Below are 21,562 nucleotides of genomic sequence, written 5' to 3' on the forward strand. Positions count from 1 at the left end.
TCAGGACGCCCAGACGCCGGTGATGTCCTGCGCGGAGGCCGCGTTGCCCGCGTGCGTGGTCAGACCCTGCATGTCCTCCAGGGTGCGCAGCAGGTCGTAGTGGTTGTACGTGGTCGAGCTGCTGGACCCGGCCGCAACCGGCTGCCCGTACAGAACAGTCGGAATCCGGTTGCCGCTCAGCCGGTTGTCCTCGTCGAAGGTGACGACGAGCAGGCTGTTGTGGGTCTTGGCCCACGTGGCGTAGGCGCCCAGGTTGTTCTTCAGCCAGGTGTCACCGGTGGACACCGAACAGTCGTGCATGTCGCTGCACAGGTTGGGGACCACGTACGACATCTGGGGCAGCGTCGAGTAGTCCGTCGGGAACTGGTCGAACGTCATGGCGCTCGACGCCGGCACGTTGCTGAACCCGAACCACGGGTTGTGCTTCTGGGCGTAGTCGCCGCTGCTGCACGTGGTGTCGCCCTGGCTGGGCAGATCCTCGTTGTAGCTGGCCCACGTCCTGCCCGCGGCGATCACCTCGGACGCGAGGTTCGCGGCCGACGAGAACCCCGGCGTGACACAGCTGTCGTCGGTGATCCCCTGCGTCGAGCCGGAGAACATGGCGTAGTAGTTCGGCTGGCTCGGGTGGGTCTCGGCGTGGGACTGCGTCAGGTTGGCACCACCGGACTTCAGCGAGTTGATGTACGGCGCGCTGGAGGAGCCGATGACCTGGCTGTACGCATGGTTCTCGAAGACCACGACGACCACGTGGTCCGGGCTGGGCACGGCGCTCGCGGCGTGCGCGGACTCGCCGCCGAGTCCGGTCCACAGCCCTACCGCTGCCGCGGCGAAGGCGGTTGCCGACGCCACGGCGGTACGGGCACGGCGATACGCGGAACTGCCGGACACATCAACCTCCGGGTGTGGGGGGGGAGTACGGGGTTGGCGGTGCGGACAGAGCATGCACACGCCAATATGCCCGTGCCCCACGGAAGCGAACCCCGCGGGTGAAGACCGGATGAACGGCGGGTGCCCGCGCGTCCCGCGGCCGCGTACGGCGGGAAGGGGACGTGCCGGGTGGTGTCCGCCCGCAGCGGCCGGCGCAAACGCGTCGAAGCCTTGGAAGAAACAGCCCGCCGGACCGAGGACGGACACCACCCGGCGCGGCCCCGAGAAACCACCCCCGCAGGCGCAACACAAGCCCCGAAGCACAGCAACGGGCCGCCGCAGGCCTTCACCACGCACCGCAGGCGCGCACCACTACCCACGACGCACCCGCACGGGCGCCGCAGGCGGTCACCACGTACCGGCACGGGCGCCGCAGGCGCGCACCGGCCGGCCCGTACCTACGACGCACCCGCACGGGCACCGCAGGCGCGCACCACTACCCACGACGCACCCGCACGGCCGCCGCAGGCGGTCACCACGTACTGGCACGGGCGCCGCAGGCGCGCACCGGCCGGCCCGTACCTACGACGCACCCGCACGGGCACCGCAGGCGCTCACCACGTACCGGCACAGGCGCCGCAGGCACCCGGCACCGCAAAGCCGACCGCAGGCACTCACCACGTAACCAGCGCAGGCAGCCGCAGGCACCCAGCACCGCATAGCCCGGCTGCAGGCACCCGGCACCGCATAGCCCGGCTGCAGGCACCCGGCGCCGTAAAGCCCGCCGCAGGCATCCGGCGCCGTAAAGCCCGCCGCAGGCATCCGGCGCCGTAAGCCCGCCGCAGGCATCCGGCGCCGCAAAGCCCGCCGCAGGCGGATACGCTCGGGCCAGGACGACCTTGATCCGAGGGGAGGCCACGGAGATGACGCCGGGGCGCAGAAGCAGCACCTTCACCCGCCTGCTCCGACACGGCTTCACCGACCCCTCCGCAGCCGAGCGCCTCCTCGACGGCCCCGAGCTGACCCCCGTCCGCAACGACCCCTTCCTCCTGGAAGCCCTGGGCGCCACGGCCGACCCCGACCTGGCCCTGCACGGCCTGGTCCGCCTCCTGGAGGCCCAGCCCACCCCCACCGACCACCGCGAACTGCTCGACACCCTCATCGCGGCCAAACCCCTGCGCGACCGCCTCCTGGGCGTCCTGGGCGCCTCCGCCGCCCTGGCCGACCACCTGGCCCGCCACCCGGCCGACTGGCAGGCCCTGGTCACGTACGAGCCCCAGGACCTGCACCCGGGCCTGGCGGAGTTCGAGCACGGCCTGGCCGGGGCCGCCGACCCCGTCGCGCTCCGCGTGGCCTACCGCCGCTGCCTGCTCTCGATCGCCGCCCGCGACGTCTGCGGCACCACGGACCTGGCCGAGACCGCCGCCGAACTGGCGGACCTGGCCACCGCCACCCTCCGCACGGCCCTGGCCATAGCCCAGGCGCACGCTCCGGAGGACACCGCGGCCTGCCGCCTGGCGGTGATCGCGATGGGAAAGTGCGGCGGCCACGAACTGAACTACGTCTCCGACGTGGACGTGATCTTCGTGGCGGAAGCCGCCGAGGGCACCACGGAGGCCAGAGCCCTCACCGCGGCCACCCGCCTCGCCTCGCACCTCATGCGGATCTGCTCGGAGACCACCGTGGAGGGCTCCATCTGGCCGGTGGACGCCAACCTCCGCCCCGAGGGCCGCAACGGCCCCCTGGTCCGCACCCTCTCCTCCCACCTCGCCTACTACCAACGCTGGGCGAAGACCTGGGAGTTCCAGGCCCTGCTCAAGGCCCGCCCGGTGGCGGGCGACGCGGACCTCGGCCAGGCGTACATCGACGCACTGGAACCCCTGGTCTGGAAGGCGGCCGACCGCGAGAACTTCGTGGCGGACGTCCAGAAGATGCGCCGCCGCGTGGTGGAGAACATCCCGGCATCCGAGATCGAACGGGAACTCAAGCTGGGCCCCGGCGGCCTCAGGGACGTCGAATTCGCGGTCCAGCTCCTGCAGTTGGTCCACGGCCGCACCGACCAGACCCTGCGCAGCGGCACCACCCTGGACGCCCTCCAGGCCCTGGCCGCCGGCGGCTACGTGGGCCGCGAGGACGCCGCCCGCCTGGACGAGGCGTACCGCTTCCTGCGCATGTTGGAGCACCGCATCCAGCTCTACCGCCTGCGCCGCACCCACCTGGTCCCGGTGGCCGAGGAGGACCAGCGCCGCCTCGGCCGCTCGCTGGGCCTGCGCACGGACCCCGCGGCGGAGCTGATCCGCGAATGGAAGCGCCACACCGGCGTCGTACGACGCCTCCACGAGAAGCTCTTCTACCGCCCGCTCCTCGACGCGGTGGCCCAACTCGCCCCGGGCGAGGCCCGCCTGAGCCCCGAGGCGGCCCGCGAACGCCTGGTCGCCCTCGGCTACGCCGACCCCGCGGCCGCGCTGCGCCACCTCGAGGCCCTGGCCTCCGGCGTCACCCGCAAGGCAGCCATCCAGCGCACCCTCCTGCCCGTCCTCCTCGGCTGGTTCGCCGACTCGGCGGACCCGGACGCGGGCCTGCTGAACTTCCGCAAGGTCTCGGACGCGCTGGGCAAGACCCCCTGGTACCTGCGCCTGCTGCGCGACGAGGGCGCGGCGGCGGAGAACCTGGCCCGGGTCCTCTCCGCGGGCCGCCTCGCTCCCGATCTCCTCATGCGCGCCCCCGAAGCGGTGGCTCTGCTGGGCGACGGCGACGGCACCGGCACGCGCGGCGGCGGCCTCGAGTCCCGCGAGCGCGCACCGCTGGAACAGGAGATCCTGGCCGCCGTGGGCCGCGCGGAGAACGCCGAGCAGGGTGTCACGGCGGCCCGTGGCGTACGCCGCCGCGAGCTGTTCCGCACGGCGGCGGCCGACATCGTCGGCTCGTACGGCACCGAGACCAGCCCCGCCGAGGCCGACCAGGGCGCCCTGGTGGACCGGGTCGGCGCGGCGGTCTCCGACCTCACCGCCGCCACCCTCGCCGGCACCCTGCGCGCGGTGGTCCGCGACGGCTGGGGCGACATGCTCCCCACCCGGTTCGCGATCATAGGGATGGGCCGCTTCGGCGGTCACGAACTGGGCTACGGCTCCGACGCGGACGTCCTGTTCGTGCACGAACCGCAGGACGGCGTGGACGAGCACGAGGCGGCAGCGGCGGCGAACAAGGTGGTCGCCGAGATGCGCCGGCTGCTCCAGCTGCCCAGCTCGGACCCGCCGCTGCTCATCGACGCCGACCTGCGCCCGGAGGGCAAGTCGGGCCCGCTGGTGCGCACCCTGAAGGCGTACGGGGCCTACTACCGCCGCTGGTCCCTGATCTGGGAGTCCCAGGCGCTGCTGCGGGCGGAGCCGGTGGCGGGCGACGAGGACCTGGGCCGCCGCTTCAGGGACCTGATCGACCCACTGCGCTACCCGGCCCACGGCCTGACCGAGGACGCGGTGCGCGAGATCCGCCGCCTGAAGGCCCGCATGGAGTCCGAACGCCTCCCGCGCGGCGCCGACCCCAAGCTGCACACCAAGCTGGGCCCGGGCGGCCTGTCGGACGTCGAGTGGACGGTCCAGCTGCTCCAGCTCCGGCACGGCTGGGAGCTGCCCGGCCTGCGCACCACCCGCACGCGGGAGGCCCTGTCCGCCGCCCGCGAGGCCGGGCTGCTGTCCGCCGAGGACGCGGAGACCCTGGACGAGGCCTGGGTGCTGGCCACGCGGGTGCGCAACGCGGTGATGCTGGTACGCGGCCGGGCCGGGGACACCTTCCCGACCGAGCCGAGGGAGCTGGCCGCGGTGGGCCGCTACCTGGGCTACGGCGCAGGTCACGCGGGAGACATGCTGGACGCGTACCGCCGTACGACCCGCAGGGCGCGCACGACGGTGGAGGAACTGTTCTACGCCGACACGTGACCCGGCGACGCAACGCAAGCCCTCCACGACGGGCCCGCCCCACAACGCGCCCCCCAGCACCCCCTACGGCGCCGAAGCCGAAGCTGATGCCGAAGCCGGAGCAGGCCGCGTCGCCCGGGGCAACCGGTAGGGCAGCGCCCTGTACCACGCCCGGGCCACCGTGAACCCGAAGCTCAGGCACAGCACACCCCCCACCGCGTCCAGCCAGAAATGGTTGGCGGTGGAGACGATGACCAGGAGCGTGGCCGCCGGGTAGAGCAGCCCCAGCACCCGCACCCAGGACACCGAGGCCAGCGCGAAGATCGTCAGCCCGCACCACAGGGACCACCCGATGTGCATGGAGGGCATCGCCGCGTACTGGTTCGACATGTGCTTCAGGTCGCCGGAGGCCATCGAGCCCCAGGTGTGGTGCACCATCACGGTGTCCACGAAGTGCCCGCCGCGCATCAACCGAGGCGGTGCGAGCGGAAACAGGTAGTAACCGACCAGCGCCACACCGGTGGTCGCGAACAGCACCATCCGGGCCGCCGCGTACCGCCCCGGATGCCATCGGTACAGCCACACCAGGACGCCCAGCGTCATGATGAAGTGCAGTGTGGCGTAGTAGTAGTTCATGCCGATGATCAGCCAATTCACCGAGTTCACGGCGTGATTGACCGACTGTTCGGCGGCGATGCCCAGATAGTGCTCGGTGCGCCAGATCCAGTCCGCGTTGCGCAGCGCCTCGGCCTTCTGCTCCGGTACGGCGTTGCGGATCAGTGAGTACGTCCAGTAACTCACCGCGATCAGAAGGATCTCGAACCACAGCCGGGGCCGCCGGGGCCTGCGCAGCCGGCCGGGCAGACCCGGTGTGTCCTCGCCCGTGACCGCCCCCGGAACGGCCACGTCCTCGCGACCTTCCGACTGCGTCACGGTCGAGTCACTCATAGGCATCAAGTCTGCCAGAAAAGGCTTCTCCGACAGATCATCCCAAGGTCGGGTCCGCGGCGCACCTTCTACGACGTACGGACGACATGGGGCGCCGAAGCCGTCGAACCACGCACCACCAGCTCCGGCATGAACACGAACTCACTGTGGGGCGCGGGCGTTCCGCCGATCTCCTCCAGCAGCGTGCGTACCGCGGCCTGCCCCATCGCCGGCACCGGCTTGCGCACGGTGGTCAGCGGTGGATCGGTGAACGCGATGAGCGGGGAGTCGTCGAAGCCGACCACCGAGACGTCCCGGGGCACTTCCAGATCCCGTTGCCGCGCTGCCCGTATCGCGCCGAGCGCCATCATGTCGCTCGCGCACACCACCGCCGTGCAGTTGCGGTCGATGAGCGCGCTCGCCGCCGCCTGGCCGCCCTCCAGCGTGTACAGCGAGTGCTGGATCAGCTCTGTCTCGACGACTGAGGCATCCAGCCCCAGCTGGTCCTGCACGGCGCGCACGAAACCCTCGATCTTGCGCTGCACCGGCACGAACCGTTTCGGCCCGAGGGCGAGCCCGATCCGGGTGTGGCCCAGCGACACCAGGTGCGTCACCGCGAGCGTCATCGCGGCCCGGTCGTCGGGGGAGATGAACGGCGCCTGCACCTTCGGCGAGAACCCGTCCACGAGCACGAACGGCACGCCCTGCGCCCGCAGCCGCTCGTAGCGCTGCATGTCGGCGGTGGTGTCCGCGTGCAGCCCGGAGACGTAGATGATCCCGGCGACCCCGCGGTCCACGAGCATCTCGGTCAGCTCGTCCTCGGTCGACCCGCCCGGGGTCTGGGTGGCGAGCACCGGCGTATAGCCCTGGCGGGTCAGCGCCTGGCCGATGACCTGGGCCAGGGCCGGGAATATCGGATTCTCCAGCTCGGGCGTGATCAGGCCGACCAGACCCTCGCTGCGCTGCCGCAGCCGTACCGGGCGCTCGTAGCCGAGGACGTCCAGCGCGGCGAGCACGGACTGGCGGGTGGTGGCGGCGACGCCCGGCTTCCCGTTGAGGACCCTGCTGACGGTCGCTTCGCTCACCCCCGCCTGCGCAGCGATGTCGGCAAGCCGTGTGGTCACGGCACTGGACTGTACCGGTCGCATGTCGCCTTGCCCACCGGCCGGACGCCGGGCACGGTGCGCCGGACGGCCCGCCCTGGGTTGCTGCCTCATCGCGCTCCCTCGAAGTCATGGTGGCAAGAGCTTGCAGAGTCTTGCACAAGTACCGCCGAAACCGCCCCACAGGCCCCAATGCGCGGTTGCGCCGGGGTCGAGGACCGGTCACGAGCAGGTAACCATCGTGTTCCCTTGCACTTTTTTTCTGCAAGGTCTTTCGCAACGCTTACATCGCTGTTACGTTCCGTGTCGCCCGGCGGCCGCAACGGCGCAGTCGGCAAGACGGCGGGACAGCGGACGGGGCTGCTCCCGCATCACACGGGCTTGAACCTTCAAGGAGAACTCATGCGGCGTGGCATAGCGGCCTCCGCGCTGGTGGCGTCCTTCGCCCTCGCGGCGACGGCCTGCGGCGGCGGGAGCAGCGACAGCGGCAAGTCGAGCGGTCCGGTGACCATCACCTGGTGGGACACCTCCAACGCCACCAATGAGGCACCGACGTATCAGGCCCTGATCAAGCAGTTCGAGGCCGCCAACAAAAACATCAAGGTCAAGTACGTCAACGTGCCCTTCGACCAGGCGCAGAACAAGTTCGACACCGCGGCCGGCTCCAAGGGCGCCCCGGACATCCTGCGCTCCGAGGTCGGCTGGACCCCCGCCTTCGCGAAGAAGGGCTACTTCCTGCCGCTGGACGGCACCGAGGCACTCGCCGACCAGGCCAAGTTCCAGCCCAACCTGATCAAGCAGGCCCAGTACCAGGGCAAGACCTACGGCGTGCCGCTGGTCACCGACACGCTGGCGCTGGTCTACAACAAGGCGCTGTTCAAGAAGGCCGGCATCACCGAGGCCCCCAAGACCTGGGACGAGCTGAAGGCCGACGCAGCCAAGATCGACACCAAGGACAAGGTGTACGGCTACTGGGGCTCCACCCAGGCCTACTACGCCCAGACCTTCCTCTACGGCGAGGGCACCGACACCGTCGACGCCGCGGCCAAGAAGATCACCGTCGACTCGGCCGCCGCCAAGAAGGCCTACGGCACCTGGCTGAGCCTCTTCTCCGGGCAGGGCCTGCACAAGGCCGACGCCACCGCCGACGCCTACGCCCACATCCAGGACGCGTTCGTCAACGGCCAGGTCGCCGCGATCATCCAGGGCCCCTGGGAGATCACGAACATCTACAAGGGCAGCGCCTTCAAGGACAAGTCCAACCTCGGCATCGCCACCGTCCCGGCCGGCTCCACCGGCAAGGCGGGCGCCCCGACCGGCGGCCACAACCTCGCGGTCTACGCCGGCTCGGACAAGGCCCACCAGGAAGCGGCCCTGAAGTTCGTGAACTTCATGACCTCGGCCTCCTCCCAGGAGACCATCGCCCTGAAGAACTCCACCCTGCCCACCCGCTCCGACGCCTTCACCGCCCAGGTCAAGGCCGACCCCGGCATCGCCGGCTTCCAGAGCGTCCTGTCCGCCTCCCAGCCCCGCCCTGAGCTGCCCGAGTACAGCTCCCTGTGGGGTCCGCTCGACACCGAGCTGCCCAAGGTCGCCGGCGGCAAGGAGTCGCTGGACACGGGCCTGAGCAACGCCGAGGTGGCCATCGCCAAGCTGGTGCCCGACTTCAGCAAGTGAGTCCGTGTGGCCGTCGGATCCTCCGTGACGAGAAGCGGGGGGAAGGATCCGGCGGCCACCGCCCTGTGCCCGGCCCAACTCCTGATCGTTTTGAAGGTGTCGAACCATGACAGTCGCCATCGACCGCGCGACCGGCAAGCGCCGCGGTGACCGCGCGCCTCGGCCCGGGCTGGGCCAGCGCATCAAGAACGGCTACCAGAGGTACTGGTACGCCTACGCGATGATCGCCCCGGTGGTCGTCGTACTCGCCGTCATCGTGGGCTATCCGCTGATCCGCGGTGTCTACCTGACCCTCACCGACGCCAACAGCCTCAACTCGGCCCGCACCATCGGCGTCAACCACATCGCGGCCACCTACAAGTTCATCGGGTTCGGCAACTACAAGGACATCCTGTTCGGCCCGCTGTCGTACGACCGGTTCTGGTCCCACTTCCTGTGGACCGTCGTCTGGACGGTCGCCTGCGTGGCCCTGCACTACACCTTCGGCCTGGGTCTCGCGCTCATGCTCAACGAGAAGCTGCGCGGACGCACCCTCTACCGGCTGCTGCTGGTCGTGCCCTGGGCCGTGCCGACCTTCGTCACCGTCTTCTCCTGGCGGATCATGCTCTCCGACTCGGGAGTGATGAACCAGGTCCTGCACGCGCTGCACCTGCCCCAGCCGCAGTGGCTGGAGGACACCTTCTGGCAGCGGTTCGCCGCGATCATGGTCAACACCTGGTGCGGTGTGCCGTTCATGATGCTCTCGCTGCTCGGCGGCCTGCAGTCCATCGACTCCTCGCTCTACGAGGCGGCCGAGATGGACGGTGCGAGCGCCTGGCAGCGCTTCAGGCACGTCACCCTGCCGGGCCTGAGGTCCGTCAGCTCCACCGTCGTGCTCCTCGGCATCATCTGGACCTTCAACCAGTTCGCCATCATCTTCCTGCTGTTCGGCCCGACCAGCGCCCCGGACGCCCAGATCCTCGTGACCTGGGCCTACTTCCTGGGCTTCGGCCAGCAACCGCGCGACTTCGCCCAGTCCGCCGCGTACGGCGTACTGCTGCTGTCGATCATCACCGTCTTCACGTCCTTCTACTTCCGCTGGCTGAAGCGCAATGACCAGCTCGCCGTCTGACGCCGCAGGAGCCGCCGCCATGAGCACCACGACCCTTGAGCCGACCGGGACCGCACCCGTGCCTCCCCTCGAGTCCCCGCGCCCTGCGAGGCGGCGCGGCAAGCGCGGCCCGCTCGGCACCGCCCTGCTGCACGGCGGCCTCGCCGTCGCGAGCCTGATCGCGCTCGCCCCGGTGGCCTGGCTGGTCTTCCTCTCGCTCGGTCCCGAGAAGGACGACTATCTGCACCCGGGCAAGATCCTGGGCAAGATGACCTTCTCCAACTACAGCTTCGTGCTGCAGCACACCGGATTCTTCGACTGGTTCAAGTCGACGATGATCGTGGCCGGCGGCACCACCCTGATCGGTGTCTTCGTCGCCGCCACCACCGGCTACGCGGTCTCCCGGATGCGCTTTCCCGGCTACAAGCAGCTCATGTGGGTCCTGCTGCTCACCCAGGCCTTCCCGATCGCCATCCTGATCGTGCCGATGTACGAGATCTTCAGCCAGCTCGATCTCATCGACACCTACTGGGCGCTGATCATCATCAACTGCACCACGGCCGTGCCGTACAGCGCCTGGCTGCTCAAGGGGTACTTCGACACCATCCCCTTCGAGATAGACGAGGCCGGACGCGTCGACGGGCTCAGCCCGTTCGGCACCTTCTTCCGGCTGATCCTGCCGCTGGCCCGCCCGGGCCTGGCCGTGGCCGCCTTCTACAACTTCATCACCGCCGTCGGCGAGGTCGCCTTCGCGACGACCTTCATGCTGGACGACTCGAAGTACACCTTCGCCGTGGGCCTGCAGACCTTCGTCAGCGAGCACGACGCCCAGTGGAACTACATGGCCGCCACCGCGGTGCTGATCGCGATACCCGTGTCGGTGTTCTTCTACCTCGTGCAGAAGAACCTCGTCACCGGCCTGACCGCGGGCGGCACGAAGGGCTGACGGCCCCTGAAAAGAGGCTCCCGCGCCCGCAGCGGGCGCGGGTAGGCGGCCGCGATCTCCATCCGACCCCGCTGTGATCGCGGCCGCCTCGCACCCCCGGTCCCGGCATCCGCCGCCGTACCAACGCCCACGCGCCCATGACCCGAACTCTCTTACCGATCAAGGACGCCATGAGCCAGCAGCACCCTGCCGCACCGGCCCCCCATTCCGCAGCCGCCGTCGCCGACCGCCGTGACTGGTGGCGGGACGCGGTCATCTACCAGGTCTATCCGCGCAGCTTCGCCGACAGCAACGGCGACGGCATGGGCGACCTGGCAGGCATCCGCGCCCGCCTGCCGTACCTGCGCGACCTCGGCGTCGACGCCGTGTGGCTCAGCCCCTTCTACGCCTCCCCGCAGGCCGACGCCGGCTACGACGTCGCCGACTACCGTGCCGTCGACCCGATGTTCGGCAACCTGCTCGACGCCGACGCGCTGATCCGCGACGCCCACGAGCTGGGGCTCAGGATCATCGTCGACCTCGTCCCGAACCACTCCTCCGACCAGCACGAGTGGTTCAAGCGGGCCCTCGCCGAGGGCCCGGGCTCCCCGCTCCGCGACCGCTACCACTTCCGCCCCGGCAAGGGGGAGAACGGCGAACTCCCGCCCAACGACTGGGAGTCCATCTTCGGCGGCCCGGCCTGGACCCGGGTCACCGAACCCGACGGCTCGGCCGGGCGAGAGTGGTACCTGCACCTCTTCGCCCCCGAGCAGCCCGACTTCAACTGGGAACACCCGGCCGTCGGCGACGAGTTCCGCTCCATCCTGCGCTTCTGGCTGGACATGGGCGTCGACGGCTTCCGCATCGACGTGGCCCACGGCCTGGTGAAGGCCGACGGCCTGCCGGACCTCGGCTCGCACGACCAGCTCAAGCTGCTGGGCAACGATGTCATGCCGTTCTTCGACCAGGACGGCGTGCACGCGATCTACCGGCAGTGGCGGCGGATCCTGGACGAGTACTCCGGCGAGCGCATCTTCGTGGCCGAGGCCTGGACGCCGACGGTCGAGCGCACCGCCAACTACGTCCGCCCCGACGAGCTGCACCAGGCGTTCAACTTCCAGTACCTGAGCACGGCCTGGGACGCGGCGGAGCTGCGCGAGGTCATCGACCGCACGCTGGAGGCGATGCGCCCGGTGGGTGCCCCCGCCACCTGGGTCCTGTCCAACCACGACGTCACCCGGCACGCCACCCGCTTCGCCAACCCGCCCGGTCTCGGCACCCAGATCCGCACGGCGGGCGACCGGGAGCTGGGCCTGCGCCGGGCCCGGGCCGCCACCCTCCTCATGCTGGCGCTCCCCGGCTCGGCGTACGTCTACCAGGGCGAGGAGCTGGGTCTGCCGGACGTCGTGGACCTGCCCGACGAGGTGCGCCAGGACCCGGCGTACTTCCGGGGCGCCGGCCAGGACGGCTTCCGCGACGGCTGCCGGGTGCCGATCCCGTGGACCCGCAAGGGCTCGTCGTACGGCTTCGGCAGTGGCGGCAGCTGGCTCCCGCAGCCGGAGAGCTGGGCCGAGCTGAGCGTGGAGGCGCAGACGGGCGTCCCCGGCTCGACGCTGGAGCTGTACCGCGCCGCCCTGTCCGTCCGCCGCACGCACCCCGACCTCGGCGCGGGCGACGCGGTGGAGTGGCTCGGCGCACCCGAGGGCGTCCTGGTCCTGCGGCGCGGGGAGTTCGTGTGCGTCGCGAACACCACGGGGGAGCCGGTGACGACCCCGGCGTACGGGCGTGTGCTGCTGGCCAGCGGTGAGGTGGCCGAGGCGGCCGGCGAGACGAAGGTGCCCGCCGACACGACCGTGTGGTTCACCACGGCCTGACGGCCCGTCGACAAGTTCTTGCATCAACTTCACAACGGCCCGCTGCCTTTCAGGCAGCGGGCCTTTAACATCTGCGTCACCGCAAGTTTGCTGAAACATTGCAGCAAGCGCCTTCAAGGACGAAGGAACCCCCACATGGCACGCAGAACCCTCCCCACGGTGTGCGCCCTCGCAGCCGCCGTTACGGTTGGCATGTACCCGACTACAGTGCAGGCCTCCCCGCCCGGCACCAAGGACGTCACCGCCGTCCTCTTCGAGTGGAACTACGCCTCGGTGGCCCGCGAGTGCACCACCACCCTCGGCCCGGCCGGCTACGGATACGTCCAGGTCTCCCCGCCCGCCGAGCACATACAGGGCTCGCAGTGGTGGACGTCGTACCAGCCGGTGTCGTACAAGATCGCGGGCCGGCTCGGCGACCGCGCCACCTTCAAGAACATGATCGGCACCTGTCATGCGGCCGGCCTGAAGGTCGTCGTCGACACCGTCGTCAACCACATGTCGGCGGGCAGCGGCACCGGCACGGGCGGTTCGGCGTACACGAAGTACGACTACCCGGGCCTGTACTCGTACCCCGACTTCGACGACTGCACCTCGCCGGTCACCAACTACCAGGACCGCTGGAACGTCCAGCACTGCGAACTCGTCGGCCTGGCCGACCTGGACACCGGCGAGGAGTACGTCCGCAAGACCATCGCCGGCTACATGAACGACCTGCTCTCGCTGGGCGCCGACGGCTTCCGCATCGACGCGGCCAAGCACATCCCGGCGGAGGACCTGGCGAACATCAAGTCCCGCCTGACGAACCCGTCCGTGTACTGGAAGCAGGAGGTCATCTACGGCGCGAACGAGGCCGTCCAGCCCTCCGAGTACACCGGCAACGGGGACGTCCAGGAGTTCCGCTACGCCTACGACCTCAAGCGCGTCTTCAACTCCGAGAAGCTGGCGTACCTGAACAACTTCGGCGAGGGCTGGGGCTACCTCGGCAGCTCGGTGGCCGGCGTCTTCGTCGACAACCACGACACGGAGCGCAACGGCTCGACCCTGAACTACAAGGACGGCGCCGACTACACCCTGGCCAACGTCTTCATGCTCGCCTGGCCGTACGGGGCCCCCGACATCAACTCCGGCTACGAGTGGTCCGACGCGGACGCGGGCCCGCCCAACGGCGGCCAGGTGAACGCCTGCTGGCAGGACGGCTGGAAGTGCCAGCACGCCTGGCCGGAGATCAAGTCGATGGTGGCCTTCCGCAACGCGACCCACGGCCAGGCCGTCTCGAACTGGTGGGACGACGGCAACAACGCGATCGCCTTCGGGCGGGGCGACAAGGGCTATGTGGCGATCAACCACGAGTCCTCGGCACTGACCCGTACCTACCAGACGTCCCTGCCCGCCGGGACGTACTGCGACGTGCAGAACAGCACGACGGTGGCGGTGAACTCCAGCGGACAGTTCACCGCCACCCTGGGTGCCAACACGGCACTGGCGATCTACGCGGGCAAGAGCACCTGCTGAGCTACTTCCAGGTGTCGCTCGTCGTGTAGCCGGACGACGTACCCGTCGTGTACGACCGGTTCGCCCCGGACTCCCAGGTCACGTTCCCGGAGCCGTCCTTCTTCAGGTACTTGTACGTGAAGGACGTGCTCCTGGGGACGATGACCAGCTTGCTCCAGTCCGGGTACGACGCCGAGGACAGCGGGATGGCGTCGGACGTGTTCCAGGAGCCGAGCGAGGGGACCGAGCCGACGACGTAGACGTTGGTGCCCCAGTCGGTCGTCGCGTTCTCGTGGAAGGTGACGTCGGTGGCGTCCGTGTCCGCCACGTTCCAGGAGTTGTTCAGGGACAGGGCCGATGTGGTCGTCGCCGTCGACCTGTTGGCGTTGGACTCCCAGGTCACGTTGCCCGAACTGTCCTTCTTCACATACTTGTAGGTGAAGGACGTGTTCACCGGCACGCTCACCTCGCCCGACCAGACGGGGTAGCCGGTGGACGACAGCTGGATCGCCTTGGAGGTGTCCCAGCTGCCGAGGGCCGGTATGGAGCCGACCACGTACACGTGGGTGCCGGACGTGGTCGACGCGTACTCGTTGAAGGTCGCGTCGACCGTGTCGCCGGAGCTGCCGCCCGCGTCGCCGCATCCCACCGTGCAGGTGTAGGACGAGTTGTAGAAGGCGACCGCGCCCTTCGCCGGGACGGTGATCGACGCGCTGCCGCCGGAGACGGTCACGGTCGTCTTGCCGCCGTCGATCACGTTGGTGTACGTGCCGTCCGCCATGCCCGTGGTGAAGGTGTAGGTCACCGCCGACGTCCCGTTGTTGAGGGCGAAGAAGCCCTTGCCGCTGCGGCCGAAGCCGATCACGTTGGACGACATGGTCTGCCCGTTGGAGACCGCGGCGGTGTCGGTCGCGTTGTGCCAGGCCACCATGCCGACCACCGCGGTGTCCCGGTCCAGGCAGTACCAGGCGCCGCTGGAGCAGTCGGTGTCCGTCACGAACCCCGCGGAGTTCGGCGGGGCCTGGTCGCTCTGGGTCCACTCCCAGCTGGCGTACACCGTCGGCGTCGACCACTTGTAGGCGAGCTGGAAGAGGTTGGCGAGCTTGTAGGTGTCGCCGTCCTTGTACGACATGTGCAGGCCGTTGCGCTCGGTGTCGTGGTTCGTCACGAACGACACCGAGTTCGCGGCTGGCAGGATGCCGCTGCTCTCGATCGAGGACAGGTCGGAGACGTTGCCCTGGAAGGCCGACTTCATCTTGCTCGCGTAGGTGAAGTCCAGGACGTCACCGGTGCCGTAGTAGTCGCTCGGCTGCGGGGTCGCACCCGGGTAGATCTCCTGGAAGACGTACGGCGCCGAGCCCGACGTGGTGTTCGTCAGCTTGCCCTCGATCGCCGCGATGTCGGCCTCGGGGATGTGCTTGGCCGCGTCGATCCGGAAGCCGTCCACACCCAGCGCGAGCTGGGAGTTGAGATAGTTCGCGAGACCCGCCCGGACCGTGTCCGAGCCGGTCTTCAGGTCGGGCAGGCCCAGCAGCTCGCAGTTCTGGACCTGGGTCAGGTTCGAGTAGTCCTGGATGGTCAGGTCCGAGGTCGGGCACTCGCTGGAGTCGTGGTAGTCGGTGCGGGACCAGTTGGGTGTGGCGTACTTGTTCGTGATGGTCGTGCCGTCGTAGCCGGTGCCGGTCTGGGCGGCGGTGTGGTTGATCACCGCGTCCGTGTAGACCTTCACGCCCGCCTTGTGGCAGGCCGTGATCATGGCGGCGAACTTCGCCTGCGAGCCGAAGCGGCTGTTCAGGGAGTAGGAGTAGGGCTGGTAGACGTCCCACCAGTAGTAGTTCGTCTGCTTCAGGGACTCCTCGGGGGGCGCGACCTGGACCGCGCCGTAGCCCGCCGGGCCCAGCACATTGGTGCACTCCGAGGAGATCGAGTCCCAGTTCCACTCCCACAGGTTGGCGATCACATCGCCCTTGGCGGTGGTGTGCGCCTGTGCGGCCGGCGCGGGAAGTGCGATGGCTCCGGCCAGTGCGAGGGCGCCTGCGGCAGCGGCGGTCACGCTGCGGCGGAGGACACCCGGGGGTCGGTGTCTGCTCATGTGCGGCTCCGAACGGAAGGTTGCAGAGGGATCGGGTTTCAACAACCGGTGAGCGTGCGGCAGTTGAGAGGGGCACGTCAAGGTTGACGTTGAAACTTCTTGCTATGAGTTTCAAGACTCTTGCTGTAAAGCTTTCGTTGGGGATACGGTCACGCGGGGTCGGACCCAAGAGAGCCGCATTCGCTAGGAGTTACCGCGTGATACGCAGAGCGAGACGGGTTGCGGCCGTCACCGCCGCAGCCCTCGCAGCCGCCCTGATCCAGCCACTGGCGGCACACGCCGCCCCCGCGCCGCCCGCACCCCCGTCGGACGCGGCCCTCGCCGCCCAGCCGGCCCGGCACGGCGACACCCGCGAGCAGTTCTACTTCGTCATGCCGGACCGTTTCGCCAACGGGGACACCGGCAACGACAAGGGCGGCCTCACCGGCTCCCGCCTCTCCACCGGCTACGACCCCACCGACAAGGGCTTCTACCAGGGCGGCGACCTCAAGGGCCTGACGAAGCGGCTCGAGTACATCAAGGGGCTCGGGACCACCGCCATCTGGATGGCCCCGATCTTCAAGAACAAGCCCGTGCAGGGCACGGGTGCGGGTGCCTCCGCCGGCTATCACGGCTACTGGATCACCGACTTCACCCAGGTCGACCCGCACTTCGGCACGAACCAGGACCTCAAGACCCTCATCTCCAAGGCCCACGCCAAGGGCATGAAGGTCTTCTTCGACGTCATCACCAACCACACCGCCGACGTCGTCGCCTACAAGGAGAAGTCCTCCGACTACCTCTCCAAGGGCGCCTTCCCGTACCTGACGAAGGACGGCCGGCCGTTCGACGACGCCGACTACGCCGACGGCACCAAGAAGTTCCCGGCCCTCGACACCGGCTCCTTCCCGTACACCCCGCAGGTCACGAGCCGCAGCAAGGTGCCGGCCTGGCTCAACGACCCGACGATGTACCACAACCGGGGCGACTCGACGTTCGCCGGCGAGTCCGCCACGTACGGCGACTTCTCCGGCCTGGACGACCTGTGGACCGAACGTCCCGAGGTCGTCCACGGCATGGAGAAGATCTACGAGCGGTGGGTGAAGGACTTCGCCGTCGACGGCTTCCGGATCGACACCGTCAAGAACGTCAACATGGAGTTCTGGACCCAGTGGGCCACCGCGCTCGGCCAGTACGCGGCCGCGCACGGGCGGAAGAACTTCTTCATGTTCGGCGAGACCTACGACGCCAACACCTCGGTCACCTCCCCGTACGTCACCCAGGGCCGCCTCGACGCCACCCTCGACTTCCCCTTCCAGGACGCGGCCCGCGCCTACGCCTCCCAGGGCGGCAGCGCGCAGAAGCTCGCGAACGTCTTCGGTGACGACTGGAAGTACACGACCGACAAGGCCAACGCCTACGAGCAGGTCACCTTCCTCGGCAACCACGACATGGGCCGCATCGGCCACTTCCTCGAGCAGGACAACCCGAAGGCGACGGATGCCGAGATCCTGCGCAAGGACAAGCTCGCCAACGAGGTGATGTTCCTCAGCCGGGGCAACCCGGTCGTCTACTACGGCGACGAGCAGGGCTTCACCGGCTCCGGCGGCGACAAGGACGCCCGCCAGACCATGTTCGCCTCCAAGGTCCCCGACTATCTCGCCGACGACGAGATCGGCACCACCCGCACCCACGCCAGCGACTCCTACGACACCGGCGCCCCCCTCTACCGGGACATCGCCGCCCTCTCGAAGCTCCGCACGGCGAACCCGGCCCTGACCGACGGCGTCCAGACCGAGCGGTACGCGGCCGACGGCGCCGGGATCTACGCCTTCACCCGCACGGACGTGAAGAGTGGCCAGGAGTACGTCGTCGCCCTCAACAACGCGGACACGGCGAGGACGGCCACGTTCGCGACCGGGTCCGCGGGCATGGCGTACCGGGGGATCTACGGCGCCACGGACTCCGTGACCACCGGCGCCGACGCCAAGGTCACGGTCACCGTCCCGGCCGAGTCCGCCGTCGTCTACAAGGCCGCCGGCCGTCTCGCCCAGCCCGCCGCCAAGCCGGTGATCACTCTCGAGGCCCCGGCCGCCGGAGCCACCGGCACGGTCACGCTCAGCGCCGGCGTCGACGGCGGTCAGCTCGACCGGGTCGTGTTCGCCGCCCAGGTCGGCAACGCCAAGTGGCAGGTGCTCGGCTCCGCCGACCACGCCCCGTACAAGATCACCCAGACCCTCGGCAAGGCCGTACCCGCCGGAACCCCGCTGCGCTACAAGGCCGTCGTGATCGACTCGGCCGGGCACACCGCGAGCGCCACGGCGAGCAGCACCTCCGGCACCCCGCCCGCGCCCGAGGTCCCCACGGCCTCCGCCCGGGGCTACGCGATCGTCCACTACAAGCGCACCGACGGCGACTACGGCAACTGGGGCCTGTACGCCTGGGGCGACATCGCCGACGGCGAGGCCACCACCTGGCCGGCCGGGCACCCCTTCACCGGCCGGGACGCCTGGGGCGCCTTCGCGTACGTCAAGCTCAGGCCCGGCGCCTCGAACGTCGGCTTCCTGGTCGTCGACAAGAACGGCGACAAGGACGTCTCCACCGACCGGAGCATCGACGTCACCAAGACGGGTGAGGTCTGGGTCGAGCAGGGCAAGGCGGACGTCCTCACCCAGCGGCCCGCCGGATATCCCGCCCAGGACACCACCAAGGCGGTCATCCACTACCACCGCGCCGACGGGAACTACGACGGCTGGGGCCTGCACGTCTGGACGGGCGCCGCGAACCCCACCGACTGGTCGAAGCCGCTCGAGCCGGTCAAGACTGATGCCTATGGCGCTGTCTTCGAGGTGCCCCTCACCGCGGGTGCCACCAGCCTCAGCTACATCATCCACAAGGGTGACGAGAAGGACCTCGCCGCCGACCAGTCGCTCGACCTCAAGGCCGGCGGCTACGAGGTGTGGCTGTTGAACGGCCAGGAGAAGCACCTGCTCCCGCAGCCGGCCGGCAGCGCGGCCGCGCTCGACCTGACCACGTCCAAGGCGGTCTGGATCGACCGGGACACCGTCGCCTGGGACGGCGTCGACGGCGCCGCCTCCACCCAGCTGCTCTCCTCCCCGAACGGCTCGATCACCGTCAAGGACGGGACGCTGACCAGCGACGACGAGCGCTGGATCCGGCTGGAGAAGACCACCCTGACCGACGCCCAGAAGGCGAAGTTCCCCTACCTGAAGGACTACACCGCCTGGTCGGTCGACCCACGTGACCGAGGCCGCGTGCGCACGGCGCTCACCGGCCAGCTCGTCGCCTCGCAGCGCGCCGCGAACGGCGCCGTCCTCGCCGCGACCGGCGTGCAGATCGCGGGCGTGCTGGACGACCTCTACCCGGCTGCCACCAAGGCCGCGCTCGGGCCGGTCTTCCACGGCGGCAGGCCCACCCTGTCCGTGTGGGCGCCGACGGCACAGAGCGTCTCACTGGAACTGGACGGCTCGGTCAAGGCCATGCACCGCGACGACACGACCGGCGTCTGGTCCGTCACCGGGCCCGTGTCCTGGAAGGGCAAGCCCTACCGGTACGTCGTGAAGGTCTGGGCGCCCAGCGTCCGGGCGCTGGTCGTCAACAAGGTCACCGACCCCTACTCGGTGGCCCTCACCGCGAACTCCGAGCGCAGCCTCGTCGTCGACCTGAACGACAGGTCCCTCGCCCCGAGCGGCTGGGCGGGCCTGCACAAGCCCAGGGCCGTCCCGATGAAGGACGCGCAGATCCAGGAGCTGCACATCCGGGACTTCTCGGTCGCCGACAAGACCGTCCCGGCCGAGGACCAGGGCACCTACCTGGCCTTCACCGACAAGAACAGCGACGGCTCGAAGCATCTGCGGGCCCTGGCCAGGGCGGGCACGTCGTACGTGCACCTGCTGCCCGCCTTCGACTTCGCCACCGTTCCCGAGAAGAAGTCCGACCAGGCGAGCCCCGCCTGTGACCTCGCCTCCTACCCGGCCGACTCCGACCAGCAGCAGGCGTGCGTGGCGAAGACCGCCGCGAAGGACGCCTACAACTGGGGCTACGACCCGTACCACTTCACGGTCCCCGAGGGCTCGTACGCCACCGACCCCGACGGCACCGCGCGCACGGTCCAGTTCCGCAAGATGGTCCAGGCCCTGAACGGGGACGGCCTCAGGGTCGTCATGGACGTCGTCTACAACCACACCGCCGCGAGCGGCCAGGCGGACACGTCCGTGCTCGACAAGGTCGTGCCCGGCTACTACCAGCGGCTGCTCGCCGACGGCTCCGTGGCCAACAGCACCTGCTGTGCGAACACCGCGCCCGAGAACGCCATGATGGGCAAGCTGGTGGTGGACTCGATCGTCACCTGGGCCAAGGAGTACAAGGTCGACGGATTCCGCTTCGACCTCATGGGCCACCACCCGAAGGCCAACATCCTCGCGGTCAGGAAGGCCCTGGACGCGCTGACCCCGGAGAAGGACGGCGTCGACGGCAAGAAGATCATCCTGTACGGCGAGGGCTGGAACTTCGGCGAGGTCGCGAACGACGCCCGGTTCGTGCAGGCCACCCAGGCGAACATGGCCGGCACCGGCATCGCCACCTTCTCCGACCGGGCCCGGGACGCGGTGCGCGGCGGCAGCCCCTTCGACTCCGACCCCGGCGTCCAGGGCTTCGCGTCCGGTCTGTACACCGACCCCAACTCGTCCTCCGCCAACGGCACTGCGGCCGAACAGAAGGCCCGCCTGCTGCACTACCAGGATCTGATCAAGGTCGGCCTCACCGGCAACCTCGCGAAGTACCGCTTCACGGACACCGGCGGCAAGGACGTCACCGGCGCCGAGATCGACTACAACGGCTCGCCCGCCGGCTACGCCGACGCACCCGGCGACGCCCTCGCCTATGTGGACGCGCACGACAACGAGTCGCTGTTCGACGCGCTGACCTACAAGCTGCCCGCGAAGACCGGCGCCGCCGACCGGGCCCGGACGCAGGTCCTCGCCATGGCCACGGCCGCCCTCTCCCAGGGCCCGTCGCTCTCCCAGGCGGGCACCGACCTGCTGCGCTCGAAGTCGCTGGACCGCAACTCCTTCGACAGCGGCGACTGGTTCAACGCCGTCCACTGGAACTGCGCCGACGGCAACGGCTTCGGCCGCGGGCTGCCGATGGCGGCCGACAACGCGTCCAAGTGGCCGTACGCCAAGCCGCTGCTGAGCACCGTCGAGGTCGGCTGCTCCGACATCACCGGCGCCTCGGCCGCCTACCAGGACCTGCTGAAGATCCGTACGACGGAGAAGGCGTTCTCCCTCGGTACGACCGCCCAGGTGCAGGGCGAGCTGTCCTTCCCGCTGTCCGGCAAGGACGAGACGCCCGGCGTGATCACCATGCGCCTCGGCGACCTGGTCGTCGTCTTCAACGCCACCCCGCAGCGGCAGGAGCAGACGATCGGCGCCCTGGCCGGGACGCCGTACCGGCTGCACCCGGTACAGGCCCATGGCGCCGACCCGGTGGTGCGGACCTCCTCCTACGCGGCCGGCTCGGGCACCTTCGGCGTCCCGGCGCGGACGGTGGCGGTGTTCACCCGGGCGGAGAAGTAGGGTCGAGGGATCGTCGTAGAACAGGA

General features: G+C 69.6%; 11 protein-coding genes. 7 read left to right on the forward strand and 4 right to left on the reverse strand.

What is annotated here, in order from left to right; translation table 11 throughout:
- Entirely contained in the window at positions 1-888 is an 888-nt protein-coding gene (locus A6P39_RS29455) for an alkaline phosphatase family protein (protein WP_067052992.1), read from the reverse strand.
- A gap of 902 nt (positions 889-1,790) precedes the next feature.
- On the opposite strand from A6P39_RS29455, the gene A6P39_RS29460 reads away from it, so the two are divergent.
- The gene (locus A6P39_RS29460; protein ID WP_067052995.1) at positions 1,791-4,802 is read left to right on the forward strand and encodes a bifunctional [glutamine synthetase] adenylyltransferase/[glutamine synthetase]-adenylyl-L-tyrosine phosphorylase; all 3,012 of its coding nucleotides are present in this window, start codon (positions 1,791-1,793) and stop codon (positions 4,800-4,802) included.
- Positions 4,803-4,865: 63 nt separating this feature from the next.
- Here A6P39_RS29460 and A6P39_RS29465 read toward each other — a convergent pair whose 3' ends face one another.
- Together A6P39_RS29465 and A6P39_RS29470 are read right to left on the reverse strand one after the other, a co-directional pair.
- On the reverse strand, positions 4,866-5,729 hold the full coding sequence (locus tag A6P39_RS29465) for a phosphatase PAP2 family protein (RefSeq protein ID WP_199840959.1): 864 nt from the start codon (positions 5,727-5,729) through the stop codon (positions 4,866-4,868).
- 68 nt (positions 5,730-5,797) lie between these two features.
- A complete protein-coding gene (locus tag A6P39_RS29470; RefSeq protein ID WP_067052998.1) occupies positions 5,798-6,832 on the reverse strand; it encodes a LacI family DNA-binding transcriptional regulator in 1,035 nt (344 codons plus the stop codon).
- Between the two features lie 381 nt (positions 6,833-7,213).
- On the opposite strand from A6P39_RS29470, the gene A6P39_RS29475 reads away from it, so the two are divergent.
- The 5 genes from A6P39_RS29475 (at position 7,214) to A6P39_RS29495 (ending at position 13,889) form a co-directional block, all read left to right on the forward strand.
- On the forward strand, positions 7,214-8,488 hold the full coding sequence (locus A6P39_RS29475) for an extracellular solute-binding protein (RefSeq protein ID WP_067053001.1): 1,275 nt from the start codon (positions 7,214-7,216) through the stop codon (positions 8,486-8,488).
- Between the two features lie 106 nt (positions 8,489-8,594).
- Positions 8,595-9,599: a carbohydrate ABC transporter permease gene (locus tag A6P39_RS29480; protein WP_067053004.1), complete on the forward strand. Its 1,005-nt coding sequence runs from the start codon at positions 8,595-8,597 to the stop codon at positions 9,597-9,599.
- Between the two features lie 19 nt (positions 9,600-9,618).
- Positions 9,619-10,524, forward strand: coding sequence for a sugar ABC transporter permease (locus tag A6P39_RS29485; RefSeq protein WP_067053007.1), 906 nt, complete (start codon positions 9,619-9,621; stop codon positions 10,522-10,524).
- A 170-nt stretch (positions 10,525-10,694) separates the two neighbouring features.
- Positions 10,695-12,377 (forward strand): glycoside hydrolase family 13 protein, encoded by a 1,683-nt coding sequence (locus A6P39_RS29490; protein WP_067053010.1) that lies wholly within the window; start codon positions 10,695-10,697, stop codon positions 12,375-12,377.
- 135 nt (positions 12,378-12,512) lie between these two features.
- Positions 12,513-13,889, forward strand: a complete 1,377-nt coding sequence (locus A6P39_RS29495) for an alpha-amylase (RefSeq protein ID WP_199840960.1) — start codon at positions 12,513-12,515, stop codon at positions 13,887-13,889.
- 1 nt (position 13,890) lies between these two features.
- Here A6P39_RS29495 and A6P39_RS29500 read toward each other — a convergent pair whose 3' ends face one another.
- Complete coding sequence (locus tag A6P39_RS29500; protein WP_067053016.1) at positions 13,891-15,960, reverse strand: carbohydrate-binding module family 20 domain-containing protein; 2,070 nt, start codon at positions 15,958-15,960, stop codon at positions 13,891-13,893.
- 197 nt (positions 15,961-16,157) lie between these two features.
- On the opposite strand from A6P39_RS29500, the gene pulA reads away from it, so the two are divergent.
- Positions 16,158-21,536 carry a pullulanase-type alpha-1,6-glucosidase gene (gene pulA, locus A6P39_RS29505; protein WP_067053019.1) on the forward strand — a complete coding sequence of 1,793 codons (5,379 nt, stop codon included), beginning with the start codon at positions 16,158-16,160 and terminating at the stop codon, positions 21,534-21,536.
- Positions 21,537-21,562 lie beyond the last annotated feature (26 nt).

Source organism: Streptomyces sp. FXJ1.172 (genome assembly GCF_001636945.3).
Lineage (GTDB): Bacteria > Actinomycetota > Actinomycetes > Streptomycetales > Streptomycetaceae > Streptomyces.